This is a genomic window from Kribbella sp. NBC_00359 (assembly GCF_036097425.1).
Lineage (GTDB): Bacteria > Actinomycetota > Actinomycetes > Propionibacteriales > Kribbellaceae > Kribbella.
In genome coordinates, this window is sequence record NZ_CP107975.1 from 5,466,581 (window position 1) to 5,487,670 (window position 21,090).

Below are 21,090 nucleotides of genomic sequence, written 5' to 3' on the forward strand. Positions count from 1 at the left end.
TGGAGGGGTCATGAACGTCCGGGACATCCGCGCCGTGCTGTTCGACATGGACGGCACACTGGTCGACTCCGACGAGGCCGTCGACCGGGCGTGGACACGGTGGGCAGTGGAGTACGCCGTACCCCCTGCCGACGCACTCGCCATCGCCTACGGCAGCCCGTCCGAGACGACGATCGCGCGCCTCCGGCCTGATCTCTCCGCCGAGGAGCGGTCCGCGGCGGCGGCACGCTTGCTGGATCTCGAGTGCGATGACCTGACGGACGTCGTACCCGCACCCGGTGCGATCGAGCTGATCGGCACGCTGGAGCGGCTTGGTCTGCCGTGGGCTGTCTTCACGAGCGCGTCCAACCGGCTGGCGAAGGTCCGCTTGGGCGCCGCCGGCATCTCTCCGTCGATCCTGGTAACCGTCGACGACGTGACGCACGGCAAGCCCGATCCCGAGGGCTACCTGCGCGCCGCCGAGCTCCTCGGCGTACCGCCTCGGCATTGCCTGGTGGTCGAGGACACCGAGGTCGGCCTGTCAGCCGGCCGTGCCGCCGGTGCGGTCACCGCCGGCCTGAAGGGCACCCGAGCCGACATCGAGCTGTCCGATCTGCACCGCCTGGTGACACTGTTCACCGACCTGAGCGCCGGATGAGTCCCAACGCGGAAGGCCGGATGGATTCCGCGGCGCGCGGAGACGAGATCCGGATCGGTCTCGGGCTGTCGTCGATGGGATTCGTGCTCGCCGGGCTCGGTGGTTGCGTTGCGATCCTGGCGCGAGATCTGGACGAGCCCACAAGTCGGCTGGCCCTGCTGTCATCGGGGTTCGCCGCCGGGCTGCTGTTCGTCGCGCTGGTCGGCCCACGACTGCTCCGGTCCTGGCCGATGACAACTGTCCTCTCACTCGGCGCAGTCATCTGCGCGGTGGGCACGGTGCTGCTCGCGGTCGCTCCGGTGTACACCGTCGCGATCGCCGGCGGACTGTGCATCGGACTGGGTGGTGCACTGCTGGTCCTCGTCACCCCGTTGATGCTGGATGGCCCCACAGCCGCCGCACGACTCAGCCGGGTCAATGCGGTCGCCAGTGCGACCGGCATCCTCGCACCTCTCGCCATCGGCGCCCTGGACTCGCTCGGCCCCACCGGTCGTCTGGCCATGCTGGCCGCCACTCCGCCTCTTCTGGTCCTCGCTGTCATGACCCGACGAGCGAAGCCGGTCGCCCGTGCCCCTGTCCGGATCGACTCCGCGCCCGCAGTGGTTGTTGGCAGGTCCCGTACTCGTCGCAGGGTGGGGCGGCAGGTTGCGACGGCGGTGGGCCTCGGATGGTTGCGCATCGTACTGTCCGTGGCAGTCGAGTTCTGCTTCGTGGTGTGGGCAGTGGCCCGGCTGGTCGCCGCCGGGTTGCCGACGGCAACAGCCGCGTTGGTCGGCAGCGCGTTCCCCATCGGCATGGCGGTCGGCCGGGTGATCGGCCCGATCCACTGGCGCGGCTGGTCGCCCGTCGTACCTTCCGGGGCCTTCGCGGTCGTCGGCACGCTGCTCGTCAGCCTGTTCGACGTACCTGGTGTCGTAGCGATCGGACTGGTTGTCGCGGGGATCGGCGTCGCTCCGCTCTACCCCGTCACCCTCGCCGCCCTGGTCGCGACCCCCGGCCTCAGCCCTGCGCGGCTGGCAGCGATCGGTGCGATGGCGTCCGGTGTGGCCATCCTGGTCGCGCCGGCGGCTCTCGCCCTACTCGCTCGAGCCGTCGACCTGCGTACGGCGTACCTCATCACCCTCCCTCTCCTCGCCGCCCTCTTTGCGTTGAGCCGCCGCCCGAGCAACTCCTCGGTCGAGAGCCTCGGTCGGGATGACGTGCACATCCGGCGCGACAGCCCTTGCGCTGTCGACGGACTCGCTCCGCACGTCGATTGATAGTCACGTAGCATCAGTCGGCATGGAGTGCTTTGCCGCCTGGCGTACCCGCCACTGAAGGTCGACCCGCCGCATCGCGAACTGCGAGCGGGTCCCGTCATGTCCTGACCCCCTTCAGTGCGAGAGGCACACTTCATGCTCATTCGTCCGTACGTTCACTCTGACCTGTCCCGGCTCATCGACCTGACCATCGAGACGTTCGGGCCGTTCTACGAGGACTCCTTCCGCCCGCTGGTCGGCGAGCTCATCTTCTCCATCCAGCACGGCAATTGGCGCGACGACTACCGCAAGCAGGTCGCCGGACTCCATGACCCCGACTCCTTCAAGTACGTCGCGGTCGCCGAGGAGGACGACGTACTCGCGGGCTATGTCGCCTGGGCCGTGGACCCGGCGCGCCCGATCCACGGCACGATCACGATCCTCGCCGTCGCGGCCGAACACCGCCGAGAGGCCCTCGGCACCGCCCTGTGTGAGCACGCGTTCGATGCGATGCGGGCGCAGGGTGCGGAAATGGTCGAGATCGGCACCGGCGGCGATGACTTCCATGCGCCTGCCCGCGCCTTCTACGAGAGCCTCGGCTGCATCAAGCTCCCCGTCGCGGTCTACTTCCGCACTCTCTGATCCAGGCGGGGCGTTACGTACGCCGCGAGTCCGTCGACAACAGCTCCCAGGTTGTGGACGGACTCGCGCCCACGTCGACGAACAACAGAGGAGAGGAGAAGTGACCCCCGACCGCGGTCGCGCATATCATCGCCCGCTTCACCGCGTGGTGTGATGTTTCCCCTTGTGGATAAAGGGTTTTCGGCCCTTCGCGGATTTGCCGGGCCGCAGGCCTATGAATAGAATCGAACGCATGTTCGAGATGGATCTGGAGTCGCTGTCGACGGCCGACCTGCTGGAGTCGGCCGCCGAACACCGCGCCGAGGCCAACCGGTCCGACGCCCGCCTCCTCGAACACGCCCTGATCTACGCCGACCGCCACCACCCCTCCGCCCACCCGGGACACCCCGCCCACCGCGACCACCGCGACCACCCAGGCAACTTGACCAACCCGGCCCCCTCCGCCCACCCGGACCACTCCGCCCACCGCGACCACCCAGGCAACTTGACCAACGCGGCCCACTCCGCCCACCCGGACCACTCAGGCCAGCTGGGCAACTTGACCAACCCGGCCCACCCGGCCCGCACGGGCGGCCCGGGCCGGCGTGTCTGCGACGGGCGGGAGCGGGCGGTGGTGCTGGGTGGCGACGGCTGCCCGGAGATCCTGGAGTTCGCGATCGCCGAGTTCGCGGTGATGCTCGGCATCTCCCCGCGGGTCGCCGCCGACTACCTCGGCCAAGCCTTGGCCCTGCGACACCGCTTCCCCTTCACCTGGGCCAGAGTCCTGGCCGGCGACGCGACCCCCTGGAAGGCCTGCCGGATCGTCGCCGACTGCGCGAAACTGTCCGAGGAGGCCGCCGCCTACGTCGACCAGCGCGTCGCGCGACTCGTCGACTCGATCACCCCGTACCGGCTGGACAAGATCGTCAAGGCCGCCAAACTGCACGCCGACCCCGACCTCGCGCGGGCCGAAGCCGACGAGCAGGCCCGCGAACGCGGCGTGTTCGTCGGCCGCTCCAACCAGCACGGCACCAAGACGATGTACATCAAGGCCTCCTGCGGAGCGGTGATCCGCCACGACGCGACCATCGCCGACATCGCCGAGGCCCTGAAAACCTTCGGCGACACCCGCCCAGTCCAGCACCGCCGCGCCGAAGCGATCGGCATCATCGCCGACCCCCGTTACACCGAAGAACTCCTCACCCAAGCCCGCCACCACCGCCTCCACACCCCAGCCACCACCGACGCCCCAGCTGACCCCGCCACCGTCGCCGGTGAGCATGTCCCGGCACCGCCGTCGGTTCGCGTCATCAACCACCCGGCGGCCGGGGCACCCGGTCACGCCGCTGCCACTCTCGCTGCCACTGGCACAGGCACTGGCAACGGCAGCGGCCGTGCATGGCGTGGATGTGACGACGAAGAGCTATTGAGCGACCGGACGGACGGTTGGGCCGAGCCGGGCCTGGACGACGAGGTCGATCGCGACGCGCCCCACCCCAGCACCTGCGACCTGCCCGACCCACTCGACATCCCCGACACCGTGCCGATCGAACCACTTGATCCACTCGACCCCGACCTGCACATCGATCCCGACGACGGCGAACCTCTTGATGCGGCCGCGCAGCGGGCCCTGCACGCCCGTCTAGCCCGGATCAAGCACGTCGCGCACGCCCGCACCGCCTGCCCAGCCCACAGTTGCTGCTGCGGTGGGCGGGTGCGGCCGGGGCAGACCCAGATCTACGTTCACCTCACCGACCACACCCTGGCCACCGGCACCGGCACCGGCGTCCTGCGCGCCGAAGCCATCGGCCCGCTGCTCGCCGACCAACTGGCCGAACTCATCGGCCACGGCCCCTACACCGTCAAGCCCGTCATCGACCTCAACCACGCCGTCAGCGTCGACGCCTACGAAATCCCCGACCGGATCCGCGAACGCGTCAAACTCACCCACCCCGTCGAACTCTTCCCATTCGGCACCCAAGAAACCCACCGCGCCATGGACCTGGACCACCTCCGGCCCTACGACCCCCTCGGCCCACCAGGCCAAACCAACACCAGCAACCTCGCGCCCCTCGGCCGGTACGGCCACCGGGTCAAGACCCACGCCCACGGCTGGAAGGTACGCCGTCTGGACCCCAAGACCCTGGAATGGACCACACCCCACGGCTTCACCTTCCACGTCGACCCCACCGGCACCCACCGAGTGCAGGCGCCGCGTCAGGCGACTGACCGAGGTTGAGCCAAGGGGGGTCGGGATCGCTCGCGCCTACGGTTTGGCGTACTTGCCGACCATCTTGACCAGCGTGTCAGGCGGGACGACCTTCACGTGTGGCGCGAGGCCGTCGACGACAGCCAGTACGTTGTCGACGGACTTGCTCCAGGCGTGCCACACAACGACTGAGTAGCCGGCGGTGGAGTGCGGGTTGCGAGTGGCGGCGTTGAGTTCGGCGGTAACGGATGCTTCGTCGGCGCCGTCGAGGCCGTCCCAGAGCATGGTGCGGGCTGAGATGACTGGCTTGCCTTCGGACCAGACGACCTTGCCTTTGAGCCCGTCGTAGCGGGAGTACTCGAGGTAGATGAGCCCGTCGATCTCTGGGCGCTTGAGGTACGACGACCAGAGGCCCATGTTCTCGAAGGAGTTGAAGTCAATGATCTGGGCGACGGAGAGGTCGGCGCCACCCATCGATCGGGCAAGGGACGCGGTGTGCTTCTCCAACGCAGCCGTCGGATACCTGCTCGGGTACATATAGCCGCCACCGGACGGTCCAACGACCCAGCGGTCCTTGCGGGACTGGTCGTAGTACCAGCGCATGACCGAGGGAGCGAGGTCGATGAGTGAGGGGGAGATGCCCCAACCCAGGTCGATCTCTCCGCGGCGAGGGCTTCCGAACCAGCGTTTGTCAGTGGGGAAGTCGCCGAGCATCCACTGGATGTTGTCGCCATCGGTGATCAGGAAGGTGACGTAGTGGGCATTCGGGTCCGGTTCAGGGGCCCTCCCCCCACCCCCTCCGCGCTGGCTCAACCGGTCCTCGCGGATGCCGGACAAGACGGACAGATTGCGGGCATGGTCGGCCGGCAGGGCCTTGACGCCGGCCGTCGAGTTCACGCCGATGAAGGCGTCCTCGCCGTTCGAAGCGTCGCCCCAGCCGATCACCGTGGCGTCATCGTCGAGGGCGTTGACCACCGAGGCGCGGAAGTCCGAGTTGCCGTCGAAGAAGGCGAGCGTCCCCGCCATCGTCACGTAGTCCCGCAGTCGCTCCGGCCAATCCGCTCTCTGCTCGACCGCGACGTCGTGCCGCAGCCGTGGCCAGTAGTTGTCCACCACCCAGCGGTCGTCCTTGTCCCGCACGTCCAGGACCTTGCGCAATCCGTGCTGGATCGCGAGTGCCTCCAAGCTCTCCTCGATCGCTACGGCACCCGTGAGCCCGGCTAGCGTGGTCGCCACGTTGACCGACGGAGTGCCCGTTCGAAAGAGAACATATCCGTCGACACCCGATCGGCTGACGGTTTTCCACAGGTCACCGGTACGAGTCCGGACGCCGTACCGGGAGACGAGGTCGTCGAGCCAGAACTGGTAGCCCAGCGATGGGATGTTCAGATAGAGCGATTCGCCACCGCGGCGCGCCATCAGACCCTGCAGCGTGGTCGCGAGCGTCCGCTCGGCAGGGCTCAGCGAGTCTTCGGTCAAGACGTTCAACAAGCGCGGGCGCTGCCCCTTCGGGTACTGCGGGCCAGGAGCGGGGGATGCGCCGAAGGCGAAGGACGGCGCCAGCGAGCCGAGTCCCAACCCGGCAGTCAGGCCGAGCGCGCGGCGGCGGGTCAGGGTGAGACGTCGGCGATCGGACATGTGGTGCCTCCAGGGAGCGGCTGGTGACTGTCCTACGTTGTCATCTGCCCGGCGACGATGCCACAACCACCCTCACGCCACAAGACCTCAGTCCGGAATCGGCAGCCCGTAACGGCGAAGCAGCTCGACCAGCGCCGGCACCCCGGCCGACAGGTCGTACACCTCTGCGCGCAGTCCGACGCCCAAAGCACCCGCCACGTTGGCTTCGTTGTCGTCGATGAAGAGCACCTCCGAGGCGGGCACCTGCAGAGCAGCGAGGATCGCCCGGAAGTACGCCGGATCCGGTTTGGCCAGCCCGAGATCACACGAGTAGAAGGTCTGGTCGAACCAGGCGCCGTACCCGCGCTCGTCCTGCATGATCGCCCGCCGGTACGCCTGCTGGTTGGTCGCGAGATGACACCCGATCCCGGCCGCCCGCAGCGAACCGATCAACGAGATGACCGCCTGCTCGGCGGCGAACCAGTGCCACGGCTCCATCGCCTCCTCCACCGAGGCCGGCGAGTTCCAGCGGTGGAGCACCTCGGCCACCGCGTCCCGGAAGTCGCCCTTCCCGACCAAACTCGGCTTCTCGGCGGCCATCAGGTCGGCGACGAAAGCGTCACTGTCGGAGGGGACGAGCGAGGTCAGGCGGGCCATCCAGTCCTGGCTGGGGCGCTGGACGACGCCATCGGCATCGAAGAGTACGGCGGAGAGCATGCCGCCCATCCTGTCATCCGCGCCAACCCGGACGACCCCTTGACCGGTTCAGTCGGAATGCGCTTACCTAATGGCAACGTAAACATATGTGGACACCTTCCGGCGAAATCCAACAGAAAGCGCCAGGTGAGGCGTATGACCCTGAGCAGAAGAAAGTTCCTAGCGTTCGGCTCCGCCGCGGCCGCCGCGGGTCTCACCGGGTGCGGCTCGCGAAGCTCACTCGGCGGATCCGACGAGCTCAGCATGTGGACCTGGGTCGGTTCGGTCAACGACGGCCTGATCGGTCAGGCGGAGAAGGCGATCCCGGGGTACGACGGCATGAAGCTGGCGATGACCCGGATCGGGACCAACTACAAGACCAAGGTGCTGACCTCCCTGGCCGGCAAGTCGCTCGTGCCCGACATCGTCGCGATCAACGACGACGTGGCGACGTACTTCCCGAACCAGGACCAGTTCGTCGACCTCAAGACGCTCGGCGCCAACGAGCTCGAGAAGGACTTCCTCCCCTGGAAGTGGAAGCTCGGCATCACCCCCGAGGGCCGGATGATGGCCTACCCGATGGACACCGGACCGACCGCGCTCTTCTACCGGACGGACATCTTCCAGAAGGCCGGTATCGACACCGACCCGGCCGCGGTCGCCGAGCTGGCGCCCGACTGGGACAGCTACATCGAGCTCGGGAAGAAACTCAAGGCCGCCGTGCCCGGCTCGGCCATCACGGACAACATCACCGGTGTCTTCAGCTACGCACTGGCCCAGCAGTCCAAGCGCTACATGACCGAAGACGGCCAGTACATCGGTGACCAGGACCACATCCGCTCCGCGTTCGATCTCTCGATCCGCGTGGTCAAGGAAGGGCTGTCCGCGAACGCACAGTCCGGTACGACGGACGCGAACGCCGTGGTCACCAACGGCAAGCTGGTCGCGTACAACGCTGCGGTCTGGTGGGCGCAGCTCGGACCGAAGAACGCGGCCCCGAAGACCAAGGGACTCTGGCGGGTGACGGCGGCTCCTGGTGGCGCCGGCAACCGTGGCGGGTCCTTCCTGGCGATCACGAAGTACTGCAAGAACCCGAAGGCGGCCTTCGCGTTCATCAGCTGGCTGGAGTCGGCGAAGAACCAGGCCCAGGCGTTCCTCGACCCGGTGCTGTTCCCGTCCACCCCGGCCAGCTACACCGACCAGACGATGGCCGCACCGGATCCGTTCTTCGGCGGCCAGAAGATCGTCGACGTCTTCGCCGCGTCGGCCAAGAAGTATCCCGGTGCCTACTTCTCGCCGTACGACACCATCATCGGTACGCCGCTCGGTGCCGAGCTGGTGAACGTCGAAGTGGCCGGGAAGTCACCGGACCAGGCCTGGGCGGACGCGCAGCGCCAGATCGAACGTGAACTCACCCGAGCGGGGGCGATCTGAGATGGCTGTCACCACCAAGGTGTTCCCTGCGACCGTCGGCACGACCAAGGACCCCGGGCCGTCCAAGCCGCCGAACAGGTACCGCCAGGCGCTGCCGCAGTACGCGGCCATCTCGCCGTTCTTCATCCTGTTCGCGGTGTTCGGCGCGTTCCCGGTGCTGTTCTCGATCTGGATCTCGTTCCATTCCTGGAACGGCATCGGGGCGATGAAATGGGTCGGGCTGCAGCAGTACAGCTACCTGCTCAGCGATCCGAAGTTCTGGCAGTCGATCGGCAACACGCTGATCATCTGGGTGCTGTCGACCGTGCCGATGCTGTTGCTGGCGCTCGTGATCGCCAACGCGCTGCACAACGCGACCCGATTCCGCAGCTTCTACCGGATCGCCTACTTCATCCCGAACGTCACGTCGGTCGTCGCCGTCACGATGGTCTTCGGCTCGATCTTCAGCAACAACTTCGGCCTGCTGAACGCGTTCCTGCAGTCGATCGGGCTGACCAAGATCGAATGGCTGACCCAGCCGTGGGGGATCAAGGTCGCGATCGCCAGCATCGTCACCTGGCGCTGGGTCGGCTACAACGCGATCATCTTCCTGGCCGGCCTGCAGGCGATCCCCGGAGACGTCTACGAGGCGGCGAAGGTCGACGGCGCGTCGTCGCGGCAGACGTTCTGGCGGGTCACCGTGCCGCTGCTGCGCCCGGTGATCCTGTTCACCGCCGTCACGTCGACCATCGGCGGTCTGCAGATCTTCACCGAGTCCCAGGTGCTGGTGGGCGACACCGGCGGCCCGGGCGGCTCGGGGACGACGATCGTGTCGTACCTGTACCAGAGCGCGTTCCTGAACAACCAGTTCGGGTACGGCGCCGCCATCGGCTGGGCCTTGTTCATCCTGATCGTGTTGTTCAGCATCATCAACTGGCGGCTGATCGGCGGTAGTGACGAGCGGAGCGCCCGCCGTGCCGCCCGCCGCACTGGAAGGGAGCAGGCCGATGCGCGCTGACCGAGCCCGGAACGTCGTCAGCCACGTGGTGCTGATGTTCGGCGTACTGCTGTCGATCTTTCCCTTCTACTGGATGGTGGTGATGGCCTCCAACACCACCCCGGACATCTTCACCTACCCACCGAAGCTGCTGATCGGATCGCACCTGTTCGAGAACATGGGCAAGGTGCTCGACAACATCGACTTCTTCGGCTCGATGCTGATCACGGTGATCGTCGCGCTCGCCGTGACCGCGCTGGTGCTGTTCTTCGACTCACTGGCCGCCTTCGCGTTCGCGAAGTACGAGTTCCCCGGCAGCAGATGGCTCTTCGGGCTGCTGCTGGCCACCTTCATGATCCCGGCCCAGCTGTCCCTGGTGCCGCAGTTCGTGACGCTGGCCGAGTTCGGCTGGATCGGATCGCTGAAGGCGCTGATCATCCCGGGCGCGGCGAACGCGTTCGGGATCTTCTGGATGCGCCAGTACGCCCGCGGCGCGATCCCTGACGAGCTCATCTCGGCGGCCAAGGTCGACGGCGCCGGCTTCTTCCGCCAGTACCTGACCGTCGGCATCCCGGTGCTCCGGCCCGGCTTGGCGTTCCTGGGTATCTTCACGTTCATCAACGTCTGGAACGATTACCTGTGGCCGTTGATCGTGATGACCGACCCGAACAAGCTGCCGCTCCAGGTCGCACTGCAGCAACTGAACGGCATCTACGGCACCGACTACTCGATGGTGATGGCCGGCGCCCTGATGAGTGTCATTCCACTGATCGGCGTCTTCATCATCGGCGCCCGCTCCTTCATCGCCGACATCGCCGCCGGCGCCATGAAGTTCTGACCCCACAATCGAACGGGACTCCTCTTGACTGACACCACACTCCGCTGGGGAATCATCGGCACCGGGAACATCGCGTCCCGGTTCGCGAGCCAGGTGCCGACGTCGGCGGCCAACGCGGTCGTCGCCGTCGGCAGCCGGTCGATCGACTCGGCCAACGCCTTCGCGGACAAGTACGGCATCACCAACCGGCACGGTTCGTACGACGATCTGCTCGCCGACCCGGACGTGGACGCGGTGTACGTCGCGACCCCGCACCCGATGCACCCCGAGTGGGCGATCAAGGCCGCCGAGGCCGGCAAGCACGTGCTGTGCGAGAAGCCGCTCGCGATCAACAAGGCGTGGGCGGAGGCGATGATCGAGGCCGCCGTACGCAACGACGTCTTCCTGATGGAGGCGTACATGTACCGCTGCCTGCCGCAGACCAAGCTGGTCGCCCAGCTGGTCCGCGACGGCGAGCTCGGCACCGTCCACCAGATCCAGGCCACGTTCGCCTTCACCGCCGGTTTCCGGCCCGAGAGCCGGATCTTCGCCGACGAGCTGGCGGGCGGCGGGATCCTCGACGTCGGCGGCTACCCGGTCTCGTACGCCCGGTTGATCGCCGGCGCCGCGACCGGGCAGCCGTACGCCGATCCGGCGGCGGTGACCGCGGTCGGGCACGTCGGCGAGACCGGCGCCGACGAATGGTCGGTGGCGACCCTGTTCTTCGACGGCGGGGTCACGGCCCAGGTCAGCACCGGCGTCCGGCTGAGTGATCAGAACCAGGTCCGGATCTTCGGCAGCGAGGGCTACCTGGTCATCGAGGACCCGTGGTTCGGCGGCGACGGCAAGCCGACCCACGTCACCCTGCACAAGGTGGGGGAGGAGCCGCGGGACATCTCCGCCGACCCCGCGCTCATCTACGCGGCCGAGGCCGAGGCGGTCGCGGCGGCGATCGAGCAGCGGCAGGCGCCGGAGATGAGCTGGGCCGACACGCTCGGCAACCTGACCGTCCAGGACGCGTGGCGGGCGGCGATCGGGCAGCAGTACGCGAGCGAGCGGGACGACGCGATCATCCCGACCGCGACCGGCCGGCCGCTCCGGCGCCGCGACGACGCCCCGATGACCTACGGACAGGTCGCCGGCCTCGACAAGCAGGTCTCCCGGCTCGTCATGGGCGTCGACAACCAGCAGACCCTCACCCACGCCGCCGCGATGTTCGACGACTTCGTCGAGCGCGGTGGTACGACGTTCGACACCGCGTACATCTACGGCGGTGGCCGCGGCGAGAAGCTGCTCGGCCAGTGGATCACCTCCCGCGGCAACCGCGACGAGATCGTTGTCATCGGCAAGGGTGCGCACACGCCGTACTGCGACCCGGCGTCGATCACCCGGCAGCTGGAGGAGAGCCTCGGGCGGCTGCAGACCGACCACGTCGACCTCTACCTGATGCACCGCGACAACGAGGAGATCCCGGTCGGCGAATTCGTCGACGTCATGGACGAGCACTTCAAGGCCGGCCGGATCAAGGCGTACGGCGGCTCCAACTGGTCCACCGCCCGCTTCGACGAGGCCAACGCGTACGCCGAGGCGAACGGCAAGCAGCCGTTCACCCTGCTGAGCAACCACCTCAGCCTCGCGCGGGCGTACGACGTACCGTGGGCCGGGTGCCGGCACGTGTCGGACGACGAGTCGCAGGCGTGGTTGCGGGAGCGGCAGGTCGCGCTGTTCCCGTGGTCGAGCCAGGCGCGCGGGTTCTTCACCGGGCGGGCCAAGCCGGAGGACCGGTCGGACGAGGAGCTGGTGCGCTGCTTCTACTCCGACGAGAACTTCCGCCGGCTCGACCGGGCCCGGGAGCTCGCGGCGGCCAAGGGCGTCGAGCCGACCGCGATCGCGCTAGCCTGGCTGCTGCACCAGCCGTACCCGGTGTTCCCGCTGATCGGGCCGCGGCACATCAGCGAGACCCGGACCTCGACACCCGGCCTTTCGGTGTCCCTGACGGACGAAGAAGTGGCGTACCTCACTGCCTGAGGACTGCGTGCAGCCGAATTGGTCGTGCGTCGGGGCCCATGTAACATGGTCTGTCGGTGTCACGACCCTGAACACGGAGAATCATGTCTAAGAAGTGCGATGTTTGCGGCAAGCAGCCGACGTTCGGCAACAGCGTTGCCCGCCTGGGTAAGGGCGCGATGATCCGCCGGGTGAAGGCTCGCACGCCCCGGCGGTTCAACCCCAACATCCAGCCGGTCCGGGCGATCATCAAGGGCACGCCCACCAAGCTGAAGGTGTGCACGTCCTGCATCAAGGCCGGCAAGGTCCAGCGCGTCGTCGGCTGACCCCAGCTTTCACTCCGTTTAGGGCCTTGAAATAGGCGCCCGGGATCACCCGGGCGCCTATTTCGCGTCTTCTCAGTCGTTCGTATCAGTGCTTTCGCGCCACCACGGTGATCTCGTTCCGGTTATGATGCAGTTGCCGCGCGTGCAGTACGTCGTACTCCTGCCGCAGCACGTCCAGACCACGCCGGGCGCCGTCGAGCGGGTTCCTCCCGCCACCCTTCAGCGTCACGACCGCCAGGCCGCCGCGGCGCAGGTGCGCGGCCGCGTCGAGCATCATCCGGGCGCTCATCACCTGATCCATCCGCATGTCGTTCACCACGATGTCGAAGCCCACCCGGTTCTGGCGGAAGAACTCACCTGCCGTCGTCTGAACATGGTGGATGCGGCGGTCGGCGAGCAGCCGGGGATCGAGACCACCGGGATCGACGGACCACACCTCCTGCCCGTGCTGCCGCAGGATCCGCGTCCACCCACCCGGCGAGGCGCCGAGATCCACAGCCTTCCCGCCGGCCGGCAGCTCCAGCCCGAAGGTCGCGATCGCCTCCTCCAGCTTGAATTCCGACCGCGACACCCGCTCCTCGCCCCGGGCCAACCGCATCCGCCCACCCGGCCAGTCCGACAAGCTGTCCGCGAGCCGGTTGAGGCCCAGGACCACAGCTCGGCGCCCGACGAAGCAGGAGACGACGTACTCCTGATCGGAGCGGGTCACGGTCACGCCGCGGTCGGTGAGCGCCTGCTCGATCCGGTGATAGCAGGAACCGCCGGTCCCGGCGCCGTCGGTCCAGGCCTGGACGGCGAGCGCCTTCGGGTACTCGGGCAGCTCGCCCAGCACCAGCTCGGCGAGCTCGTAGTCGGGCGGCAGCTCCTCGAAGCTCCCGATCTCGACCGTCAGATGCCGGACGAACATGATCCGTCCCACGTCACACGCCTGGGCCAGCTCGTGCACGGTGGGCCCGGTGACCCGGCCGATGTCCCCGCCGATCCGCTCGATCCGCACCTCGCGGCCGAACTCGCCGCGGATCTCGCGCACAGCCCACTCGTAACTGTCGGCCGCGACCGAGAACAACACGCTCACCCCCAAACCCTAGCGGGACCGGTTAGCCTTCCGGGCGTGGAGGAACTGACCGTCGAGGTGTTGCGGGCCTGGGCTCGGACCGCGCTGGCCGAGTTGGGCCGGGCGCGGACCGAGATCGACGAGCTGAACGTGTACCCCGTGCCCGACGGCGATACCGGGACCAACCTGTACCTGACCTGGGAGGCCGCCTGTGACGCGCTGCCCCAGGGTGAGCTGACCTTCGCCGAAGCGGTCCAGGCGTTCGGTCGCGGCGCCCTGCTCGGCGCGCGTGGCAACTCCGGCGTGATCACGTCCCAGCTCGTCCGCGCCTGCGGCCTCCGGCTCGCCGAGAACCTCCCGCGGCACCAGGCTGACGGCGTACTCGCGGATCCACGCATGAGCGAGCCCGTCGCCTTCGCCGACGCGTTGAAGTACGCCGCCGACGCCGCCTACAGCGCGGTCGCGCAGCCGGTCGAGGGCACCATGCTGACCGTCGCCCGGGCCGCCGCGACCGGTGCGATGACGGCCGCGAACGACGGGAAGACGCTGGCCGACGTCTGCCTGGCCGCCGTCGCCTCGGCCCGGCAGGCGCTCACCAAGACCACCGAGCAGCTCGACGTACTGCGGCGTGCGGGCGTCGTGGACGCCGGGGGAGCGGGCCTAGTCGTGATTCTCGGCGCGATGGAGTCGGTGCTGACCGGGCGGGTCGTGCGGGTCGACGTACCGGCGCGGGTCCAGCCTCAGGGCGAAAGCGCCGAGAGCCAGGACGGACCGGCGTACGAGGTGATGTACCTGCTGGACGCGACGGACGACAAGATCGGCGACTTCCGGCAGAACCTGGCCGGGCTCGGCGACTCGGTCGTCGTGGTCGGCGGCGACGGGCTGTGGAACGTGCACGTCCACACCGACGACGTCGGCGCCGCGATCGAGCAGGGCATCGACATCGGCCGCCCGCACCGGATCCGGGTCACGCACTTCGCCGACCACGCGCACCACCACGAGCTGATCCCGGGCCGGGCGGTGATCGCGGTCGTCGCCGGCGACGGCCTCGCCGACCTGTTCGCCGAGGCGGGGGCGCACATCATCAGGGGCGGTCCTGGCCGACGGTGTTCGACCGGCGAGCTGCTGCAGGCGATCGAGAAGTCGAAGGCGCCGGAGATCGTGATCCTGCCCAACGACAACGACTCGATCGCGGTCGCCGAGGCCGCCGCGACCGCGGCCCGGCAGGACGGGATCCGGGTGGCCGTGATCCCGACCCGGGCCCAGGTCCAGGGCCTGGCGGCGATCGCCGTCCACGACCCGGAGCGCAGCTTCGACGACGCCGTCGTCCAGCTGTCCGCCGCGGCCGGTCAGACCCGGCACGGCGCGGTGACGATCGCGGTGAAGGACGCCTGGACGATGGCCGGCATGTGCCGGGTGGGCGACGCGCTGGGCGTGGTCGACGGCGACTTCGCGCTGATCACCGAGGATCTGGAGGCGGCCGCGTTCGGGGTGGTCGACCGGCTGCTCGGCGGCGGTGGTGAGCTGCTCACGATCGTCACCGGAAGCGATGTCGCACCCGGTCTGGTCGACGCTGTGGAGCGGCACGTACGGCGTAACCGCAAAGATGTCGATGTCGTGGTGTACGACGGAGGGCAGGACAGGTACCCGTTGCTGATCGGGGTGGAATGAGAACCGACATGGACCGGAAGATCCGCGACTTCCTCGGTGCCAAGACGGCCAAGACCTTCGCGGACGTGCTCGAGATCGAGACCGTCGGCGAACTGCTGCGGCACTACCCGCGGCGGTATCTGAAGAAGGGTGAGCTGACCCCGTTCGACGAACTGGAGGTCGGCGACCAGGCGACCGTGAACGGCCGGGTCAAGAAAGTCACCGTCCGCTCGCTCGACACCAAGGCCGAGATCCCGATCACTGACGTGCAGAAGTGGGCCCGGCGCAAGACGCTGACCAAGGTCGTCGTGACGGATGGCCGGCGCGACCTCGAGCTGGCCTTCTTCAACCAGCCCTGGCTGGCGACCAAGCTGACGCCGGGGACCGCCGCCCTGTTCTGGGGCGAGGTCACGATGTTCCGCGACATCATGCAGCTGAAGAGCCCGGGCACCGAGATCCTCGACGAAGAAGACCTGTCCGAGGCCGAGATCGAGCGCCGGGCCCGGCCGTTCCGGCCGCTCTACCCGGCGACGGCGAAGTTGCCGACCGCAACGATCGAGCGGTCGGTGAAGATCGTGCTGGATAGCCTGGACGAGCGGCTCGACGACCCGATCCCGGAGCTGATCCAGCGCAAGGAGAAGCTGCTCGGCCTGCGCGAGGCGCTGCAGAAGGTGCACCTGCCGGACACCGAGAAGGACATCCGCGACGCGCAGCAGCGGTTCCGGTTCGAGGAAGCGCTGGTGATGCAGACGATCCTAGCCCAGCGCCGGGCGGTCACCGACGCGCTGAACGCCGTACCGCGGCCGCGGACCGAGGGCGGCCTGCTGGACGAGTTCGACCAGCGGTTGCCGTTCAAGCTGACCGAAGGTCAGGCGGAGGTCGGTGAGGAGATCTTCGCCGACCTCGCCCGTCCGCACCCGATGCACCGGCTGCTGCAGGGTGAGGTCGGCTCCGGCAAGACCGTGGTCGCGCTGCGGGCGATGCTGTCGGTGGTCGACAACGGCGGCCAGGCGGTTCTGTTGGCGCCGACCGAGGTGCTCGCGACGCAACACCACAAGACGCTGACCAAGATGCTTGGTGACCTGGCCGAGGCGGGAATGCTGGGTGGCGCGGAGCGGGCGACCAGGGTCGGCCTGCTCACCGGTTCGCTGAACGCGGCAGCCCGTCGTACGGCGATGCTGGACGCGGCCAGTGGTGCCGCCGGGATCGTGGTCGGGACGCACGCGTTGCTCGAGGACAAGGTCCAGTTCGCGGATCTCGGCCTCGTGGTGGTCGACGAGCAGCACCGGTTCGGCGTCGAGCAGCGAGCGGCGCTCAGCCAGAAGTCGGGGGAGAACACCCCGCACGTGCTGGTGATGACGGCGACGCCGATCCCGCGGACCGTTGCGATGACGGTGTTCGGCGACCTCGCGGTCTCGACGCTGACCGAGCTTCCGGCCGGACGGTCGCCGATCCAGTCGTCGGTGGTCCCGGCTCAGCAGAAGCCGGACTGGCTCCAGCGGGCCTGGACCCGAGTTCGCGAGGAGGTCGGCAAGGGCCATCAGGCGTACGTCGTCTGCCCGCGGATCGGCGACGACGTGAAGAACGCGGCCGACGAGGAGGGCGAGTTCGCGGCCGGCGAGGAGGAGCAGGGCACGAAGAAGCAGGCGCGGCCGCCGATCTCCGTGCTGCAGGTGTCGGAGGCGCTGGCCGAGATCCTGCACGACCTGCGGGTCGAGATCCTGCACGGCCGGCTGCCCGCCGAGGAGAAGGACACCGTGATGTCGCGGTTCGCGGCCGGCGAGGTCGACGTGCTGATCGCGACCACGGTGATCGAGGTCGGGGTCGACGTACCGAACGCCTCGACGATGGTGATCATGGACGCGGACCGATTCGGCATCTCGCAGCTGCACCAGCTGCGCGGCCGGGTCGGCCGGGGTCGCGTGCCGGGGTTGTGCCTGCTGGTCACCGACCTGTGGCCAGGTTCGAAGTCGTACGGGCGGTTGGACGCGGTGGCCTCGACGACGGACGGGTTCGAGTTGTCGCGGATCGACCTGGAGACGCGGCGTGAGGGCGACGTACTCGGCGTGGCTCAGTCGGGTCGGAGGAGCAGTCTGAAGCTGCTCAGCGTGTTGCGGGACGAGGAGATCATCTTCGCCGCCCGGCATGTCGCCAACTCGATCGTGTCGGTGGACGCGGAGCTGGCCGAGTATCCGGCGCTGCGGGCGTTCGTGCGGGACGCGCTCGAGTCCGAGACCACCGAGTACCTTGAGAAGACCTGATGCGGATCGTCGGTGGATCCGCGGGCGGGCGGCGGATCGGCGTACCGCCGGGGATCGGGACACGCCCGACCGCGGACCGGGTCCGGGAGGCGCTGTTCTCGTCGCTGGAGTCGGAGTTCGGCAGCTTCCACGGGTTGGCGGTGCTCGACCTGTACGCCGGATCCGGGGCGATCGGGCTCGAGGCGCTGTCGCGAGGCGCCGCCCGCGTCGTGCTGGTGGAGTCTGACCGGAAGGCGGCGGAGGTGATCTCGGCCAACGTCAAGGTCGTGGGGCTGCCGGGAGCGACGGTGCTCACGCGGCCGGTGGAGAAGGTCGCGTCGGGGGACAGTCCGGCGGTCTTCGATCTGGTCTTCGCGGATCCGCCGTACAAGCTGGAGACCTCCGAGCTGCAGGACGTGCTGACCGAGCTGGCCGGGAACGGGTGGCTCGCCGACGACGCGGTGGTCGTGGTCGAGCGCGGGAAGCGGGAGCCGTGGGAGTGGCCGGAGGGATTCGCCGCGTTGCGGGATCGCAAGTACGGCGAGGCCCGCCTTTGGTACGGTCACCGCCATGGCTAAGGCGGTCTTCCCAGGGACCTTCGACCCGCCCACCAACGGGCATCTGGACATCATCGCCCGGGCGTCGGCCGCCTTCGGCGAGGTGATCGTCGCGGCCGGGGTGAACCAGTCGAAGTCGCGGCTGTTCGACCCGGACGAGCGGATCGCGATGCTGACCGAGCTCGCCGAGCCGTTTCCGAACGTCCGGATCGGCACCTTCGACGGCCTGCTGGTCGACTACTGCCGGGCCGAGGGCGCCGGCGTGATCGTCAAGGGGCTGCGGTCGGCGGCAGATTACGACTACGAGCTGCAGATGGCCCAGCTCAACCACGCGATGACCGGGGTGGACACGATGTTCCTGCCGACCCGGTCGGAGAACGCTTTCATCTCGTCCAGCTGGGTGAAGGAGATCGCCCGGCTCGGCGGCGACGTGGCCGCCTTCGTGCCGCCGCGTGTTCACGCACGGTTACTGGAAAAGCTCTGAGATCACCCCGAATTGGGCCAGCGGCTGCGGAGTTGGTAATGTAGAGCACCGGTCTCGACGAGACCGAGATCTTGCCTGCCCACGCCTGAAAGGGATGTCCTGAGCGTCTTGGACCCGCGGTCCCCCCTCGTGATCGATACGCACGAGCTGACACGCCGCGCCGGGTCCCAGCGCGAAGTCTCCTTCACGGCACCGGCGCCGGAAGATCTCGGAATCGACGTGATCGGCGTCCCCGAGGGCGATCCGATCCAGTTCGATCTACGGCTGGAATCGGTTGTCGAAGGGGTTCTCGTCACCGGAACGGCGCGTGGCCGACTGGTCGGGGAGTGCGCGCGGTGCCTGGTCGATATCGAGGACGAGTTCCTCGCTGACGTCCAGGAGCTGTACGTCTACCCGGAAAGCGAAGCCGAACCGGACGAGGCCAGCCGGATGGAGGGCGATCTGATCGACCTCGAGCCGGCGCTGAGGGACCAGGTGGTGCTCGCGCTGCCGTTCCAGCCCTTGTGTACGGACGACTGTCCGGGTCTCTGCCCCGAGTGCGGGGTACGCCTGGCGGACGAGCCCGGCCACAAGCACGAGGACGGCGTCGACCCGCGCTGGGCCGCCCTCGGTAACCTGCTCCAGCAGGACGAACGACCGCAGGACAACTGAAGACCGAATACACGTCAGCTAGCCGGCCGGGTCAACCAGCCCCCGGCCGAACCGAGGAGTCATAACCGTGGCCGTTCCGAAGCGGAAGATGTCGCGCAGCAACACCCGCAGCCGCCGGGCCCAGTGGAAGACCACTGCCCCGTCGCTGGTGACCTGCGTGAACCCCGCCTGCCGCGCGAAGCACCTGCAGCACACCGTTTGCCCCACCTGCGGCCAGTACGGCGCCAAGGGCGAGCGTCGCCAGGTCGTCGAGAGCTAAGCGACACCTCACCCAGTGAATTCGGTCAACGAAACGGGGCTCTACGCCGAGCTGAACCAGCGGCTCGGCGTATCGCTGGCTGACGATCTACTGGAGCACGCCTTCACCCACCGTTCGTTCGCGTACGAGAACGGTGGGTTGCCGACCAACGAGCGGCTGGAGTTCCTCGGGGACTCCGTGCTCGGCGTCATCGTCACGGAGTCGCTGTTCCGCAACCATCCGGACCTGTCCGAGGGCCGGCTGGCCAAGCTGCGCGCCGCCGTGGTCAACATGCGCGCGCTCGCCGGGGTCGCCCGCGACCTCAAGCTCGGCAAGTACCTGCGGCTCGGCCGCGGCGAGGAGGCGACCGGCGGCCGGGACAAGTCGTCGATCCTGGCCGACTGCGTCGAGGCACTGATCGGCGCCGTCTACCTGGATCGTGGCTTCGAGACCGCCGGCCAGGTCGTGCACACGCTGTTCGACGACCTGATGGAGTCCTCGGCCCGGCTCGGAGCCGGCCTGGACTGGAAGACCTCCCTGCAGGAGCTCGTCGCCCAGCTCGGCGTCGGCGTACCCGAGTATGTGATCGCCGAGTCCGGGCCGGACCACGCCAAGACGTTCGAGGCGCGGGTCCGGATCGGCTCCGACACGTACGGTCACGGCATCGGCCGGAGCAAGAAGGAAGCCGAGCAGCAGGCCGCCGAAACCGCCTGGAAGGCGTTGCGCGCGGCGCACCCCGACAGCACCGACCCCTCACAGTCCTGAGGTGCCTGAGCTTCCCGAGGTAGAGGTCGTCCGCCGGGGTCTGGCGGAGTTCACCACCGGCCGGACCATCGACGCGGTCGAGGTTCTGCATCCCCGCCCGGTACGGCGTCACGCCGCCGGGCCGGACGATTTCGTGGCGCGGCTCAAGGGTCAGGTGTTCAGCGAGCCGGCCCGGCGCGGGAAATACCTCTGGCTGCCGCTGGAATCCGGCGACGCGGTGCTGACCCACCTGGGTATGAGCGGTCAGTTCCGGGTCCAGCCGGTCGGCGCGCCCGACGAGCCACACCTGCGGGTCCGGTTCCGGTTCGCCGACGACGGCGGAGAGGTCCGGTTTGTGGACCAGCGGATGTTCGGTGGTCTGTCCTACTCCGAAGGCGGCGCGGAACTGCCGCCGGAGATCGCCCACATCGCCCGCGATCCGTTCGATCCCCTGTTCGACCCGGAGGTGGTCGGGGCCGCGATCCGGCGCCGCAAGACCGGCCTGAAGCGGGCCTTGCTGGACCAGACGGTGATCAGCGGAGTGGGCAATATCTACGCGGACGAAGCGTTGTGGCGCGCCAAGCTGCACTACGCCCGGGCCACCGAAACGCTGAAACCCTTACAAACAAGGGAGATCGTCCGGCACGCCCACGAGGTGATGGCCGAGGCACTGGACGTCGGCGGGACCAGCTTCGACGCGCTGTATGTCAACGTGAACGGGGAATCCGGCTACTTCGAGCGCGGCCTGAACGTCTATGGGCAAGAGGGTTCGCCGTGTCCGCGCGACGGGCGGCCGATTCGTCGGGAGCCGTTCATGAACCGTTCGTCGTACCGGTGCCCGAAATGTCAGCCGGTCCCTCGCCATGTTCGCTGGTGAGCGGGGTATCGTTAATA

At 68.3% G+C, this 21,090-nt stretch carries 20 protein-coding genes; 17 read left to right on the plus strand and 3 right to left on the minus strand.

The annotated features are described in order from the left end of the window. Positions 1 to 10 precede the first annotated feature (10 nt). The 4 genes from OG876_RS26770 (at position 11) to OG876_RS26785 (ending at position 4,735) form a co-directional block, all read left to right on the plus strand. The gene (locus OG876_RS26770; protein WP_328519394.1) at positions 11 to 637 is read left to right on the plus strand and encodes an HAD-IA family hydrolase; all 627 of its coding nucleotides are present in this window, start codon (positions 11 to 13) and stop codon (positions 635 to 637) included. Beyond that, a complete protein-coding gene (locus OG876_RS26775; RefSeq protein ID WP_328519395.1) occupies positions 634 to 1,896 on the plus strand; it encodes an MFS transporter in 1,263 nt (420 codons plus the stop codon). Before OG876_RS26770 ends, OG876_RS26775 begins: the two co-directional genes overlap by 4 nt. 135 nt (positions 1,897 to 2,031) lie before the next feature. Beyond that, complete coding sequence (locus OG876_RS26780; protein WP_328519396.1) at positions 2,032 to 2,517, plus strand: GNAT family N-acetyltransferase; 486 nt, start codon at positions 2,032 to 2,034, stop codon at positions 2,515 to 2,517. 232 nt (positions 2,518 to 2,749) lie between these two features. Continuing rightward, the gene (locus OG876_RS26785) at positions 2,750 to 4,735 is read left to right on the plus strand and encodes a hypothetical protein (protein WP_328519397.1); all 1,986 of its coding nucleotides are present in this window, start codon (positions 2,750 to 2,752) and stop codon (positions 4,733 to 4,735) included. 27 nt (positions 4,736 to 4,762) lie between these two features. Here OG876_RS26785 and OG876_RS26790 read toward each other — a convergent pair whose 3' ends face one another. Both OG876_RS26790 and OG876_RS26795 read right to left on the minus strand, forming a co-directional pair. Continuing rightward, positions 4,763 to 6,343, minus strand: coding sequence for a GxGYxYP domain-containing protein (locus tag OG876_RS26790; protein ID WP_328519398.1), 1,581 nt, complete (start codon positions 6,341 to 6,343; stop codon positions 4,763 to 4,765). A gap of 87 nt (positions 6,344 to 6,430) precedes the next feature. Further along, positions 6,431 to 7,039, minus strand: a complete 609-nt coding sequence (locus OG876_RS26795) for an HAD family hydrolase (protein WP_328519399.1) — start codon at positions 7,037 to 7,039, stop codon at positions 6,431 to 6,433. A 135-nt stretch (positions 7,040 to 7,174) separates the two neighbouring features. On the opposite strand from OG876_RS26795, the gene OG876_RS26800 reads away from it, so the two are divergent. From OG876_RS26800 to rpmB, 5 genes are all read left to right on the plus strand, one after another. Then, positions 7,175 to 8,452 carry an ABC transporter substrate-binding protein gene (locus OG876_RS26800; protein ID WP_328519400.1) on the plus strand — a complete coding sequence of 426 codons (1,278 nt, stop codon included), beginning with the start codon at positions 7,175 to 7,177 and terminating at the stop codon, positions 8,450 to 8,452. 1 nt (position 8,453) lies between these two features. After that, on the plus strand, positions 8,454 to 9,449 hold the full coding sequence (locus OG876_RS26805) for a carbohydrate ABC transporter permease (RefSeq protein ID WP_328519401.1): 996 nt from the start codon (positions 8,454 to 8,456) through the stop codon (positions 9,447 to 9,449). Further along, a complete protein-coding gene (locus tag OG876_RS26810; protein WP_328519402.1) occupies positions 9,439 to 10,266 on the plus strand; it encodes a carbohydrate ABC transporter permease in 828 nt (275 codons plus the stop codon). Before OG876_RS26805 ends, OG876_RS26810 begins: the two co-directional genes overlap by 11 nt. Before the next feature lie 24 nt (positions 10,267 to 10,290). Next, positions 10,291 to 12,273: an aldo/keto reductase gene (locus tag OG876_RS26815; RefSeq protein ID WP_328519403.1), complete on the plus strand. Its 1,983-nt coding sequence runs from the start codon at positions 10,291 to 10,293 to the stop codon at positions 12,271 to 12,273. Positions 12,274 to 12,356: 83 nt separating this feature from the next. Next, the gene (gene rpmB, locus OG876_RS26820) at positions 12,357 to 12,578 is read left to right on the plus strand and encodes a 50S ribosomal protein L28 (protein ID WP_134124328.1); all 222 of its coding nucleotides are present in this window, start codon (positions 12,357 to 12,359) and stop codon (positions 12,576 to 12,578) included. An 85-nt stretch (positions 12,579 to 12,663) separates the two neighbouring features. On the opposite strand, the gene OG876_RS26825 is transcribed toward rpmB, so the two are convergent. Further along, a complete protein-coding gene (locus tag OG876_RS26825; RefSeq protein ID WP_328519404.1) occupies positions 12,664 to 13,653 on the minus strand; it encodes an SAM-dependent methyltransferase in 990 nt (329 codons plus the stop codon). A 36-nt stretch (positions 13,654 to 13,689) separates the two neighbouring features. Between OG876_RS26825 and OG876_RS26830 the strand changes: the two genes are divergently transcribed. The 8 genes from OG876_RS26830 (at position 13,690) to mutM (ending at position 21,073) form a co-directional block, all read left to right on the plus strand. Beyond that, positions 13,690 to 15,303: a DAK2 domain-containing protein gene (locus OG876_RS26830; protein ID WP_328519405.1), complete on the plus strand. Its 1,614-nt coding sequence runs from the start codon at positions 13,690 to 13,692 to the stop codon at positions 15,301 to 15,303. Continuing rightward, positions 15,300 to 17,543: an ATP-dependent DNA helicase RecG gene (gene recG, locus OG876_RS26835; RefSeq protein ID WP_328519406.1), complete on the plus strand. Its 2,244-nt coding sequence runs from the start codon at positions 15,300 to 15,302 to the stop codon at positions 17,541 to 17,543. The genes OG876_RS26830 and recG overlap by 4 nt, the downstream gene beginning before the upstream one ends. Continuing rightward, positions 17,543 to 18,100 (plus strand): 16S rRNA (guanine(966)-N(2))-methyltransferase RsmD, encoded by a 558-nt coding sequence (gene rsmD, locus OG876_RS26840; RefSeq protein ID WP_328519407.1) that lies wholly within the window; start codon positions 17,543 to 17,545, stop codon positions 18,098 to 18,100. The genes recG and rsmD overlap by 1 nt, the downstream gene beginning before the upstream one ends. After that, a complete protein-coding gene (gene coaD, locus OG876_RS26845; protein ID WP_328519408.1) occupies positions 18,093 to 18,563 on the plus strand; it encodes a pantetheine-phosphate adenylyltransferase in 471 nt (156 codons plus the stop codon). The genes rsmD and coaD overlap by 8 nt, the downstream gene beginning before the upstream one ends. Positions 18,564 to 18,692: 129 nt before the next feature. Continuing rightward, complete coding sequence (locus tag OG876_RS26850) at positions 18,693 to 19,214, plus strand: YceD family protein (protein WP_328519409.1); 522 nt, start codon at positions 18,693 to 18,695, stop codon at positions 19,212 to 19,214. 67 nt (positions 19,215 to 19,281) lie between these two features. Further along, positions 19,282 to 19,473 (plus strand): 50S ribosomal protein L32, encoded by a 192-nt coding sequence (gene rpmF, locus OG876_RS26855; protein WP_077012766.1) that lies wholly within the window; start codon positions 19,282 to 19,284, stop codon positions 19,471 to 19,473. Between the two features lie 15 nt (positions 19,474 to 19,488). Next, positions 19,489 to 20,217 carry a ribonuclease III gene (gene rnc, locus OG876_RS26860; RefSeq protein ID WP_328519410.1) on the plus strand — a complete coding sequence of 243 codons (729 nt, stop codon included), beginning with the start codon at positions 19,489 to 19,491 and terminating at the stop codon, positions 20,215 to 20,217. A 1-nt stretch (position 20,218) separates the two neighbouring features. Continuing rightward, on the plus strand, positions 20,219 to 21,073 hold the full coding sequence (gene mutM, locus OG876_RS26865; protein ID WP_328519411.1) for a bifunctional DNA-formamidopyrimidine glycosylase/DNA-(apurinic or apyrimidinic site) lyase: 855 nt from the start codon (positions 20,219 to 20,221) through the stop codon (positions 21,071 to 21,073). Positions 21,074 to 21,090 lie beyond the last annotated feature (17 nt).

Bases quoted from the DNA above. Each gene is read 5' to 3' on its own strand.
- OG876_RS26795 (WP_328519399.1), bottom strand. From the start codon at position 7,039: ATGCTCTCCGCCGTACTCTTCGATGCCGATGGCGTCGTCCAGCGCCCC.
- OG876_RS26810 (WP_328519402.1), top strand. From the start codon at position 9,439: ATGCGCGCTGACCGAGCCCGGAACGTCGTCAGCCACGTGGTGCTGATG.
- OG876_RS26785 (WP_328519397.1), top strand. From the start codon at position 2,750: ATGTTCGAGATGGATCTGGAGTCGCTGTCGACGGCCGACCTGCTGGAG.
- OG876_RS26790 (WP_328519398.1), bottom strand. From the start codon at position 6,343: ATGTCCGATCGCCGACGTCTCACCCTGACCCGCCGCCGCGCGCTCGGC.
- coaD (WP_328519408.1), top strand. From the start codon at position 18,093: ATGGCTAAGGCGGTCTTCCCAGGGACCTTCGACCCGCCCACCAACGGG.
- OG876_RS26780 (WP_328519396.1), top strand. From the start codon at position 2,032: ATGCTCATTCGTCCGTACGTTCACTCTGACCTGTCCCGGCTCATCGAC.
- OG876_RS26800 (WP_328519400.1), top strand. From the start codon at position 7,175: ATGACCCTGAGCAGAAGAAAGTTCCTAGCGTTCGGCTCCGCCGCGGCC.
- OG876_RS26805 (WP_328519401.1), top strand. From the start codon at position 8,454: ATGGCTGTCACCACCAAGGTGTTCCCTGCGACCGTCGGCACGACCAAG.
- OG876_RS26775 (WP_328519395.1), top strand. From the start codon at position 634: ATGAGTCCCAACGCGGAAGGCCGGATGGATTCCGCGGCGCGCGGAGAC.
- OG876_RS26770 (WP_328519394.1), top strand. From the start codon at position 11: ATGAACGTCCGGGACATCCGCGCCGTGCTGTTCGACATGGACGGCACA.
- recG (WP_328519406.1), top strand. From the start codon at position 15,300: ATGAGAACCGACATGGACCGGAAGATCCGCGACTTCCTCGGTGCCAAG.
- rsmD (WP_328519407.1), top strand. From the start codon at position 17,543: ATGCGGATCGTCGGTGGATCCGCGGGCGGGCGGCGGATCGGCGTACCG.
- rpmB (WP_134124328.1), top strand. From the start codon at position 12,357: ATGTCTAAGAAGTGCGATGTTTGCGGCAAGCAGCCGACGTTCGGCAAC.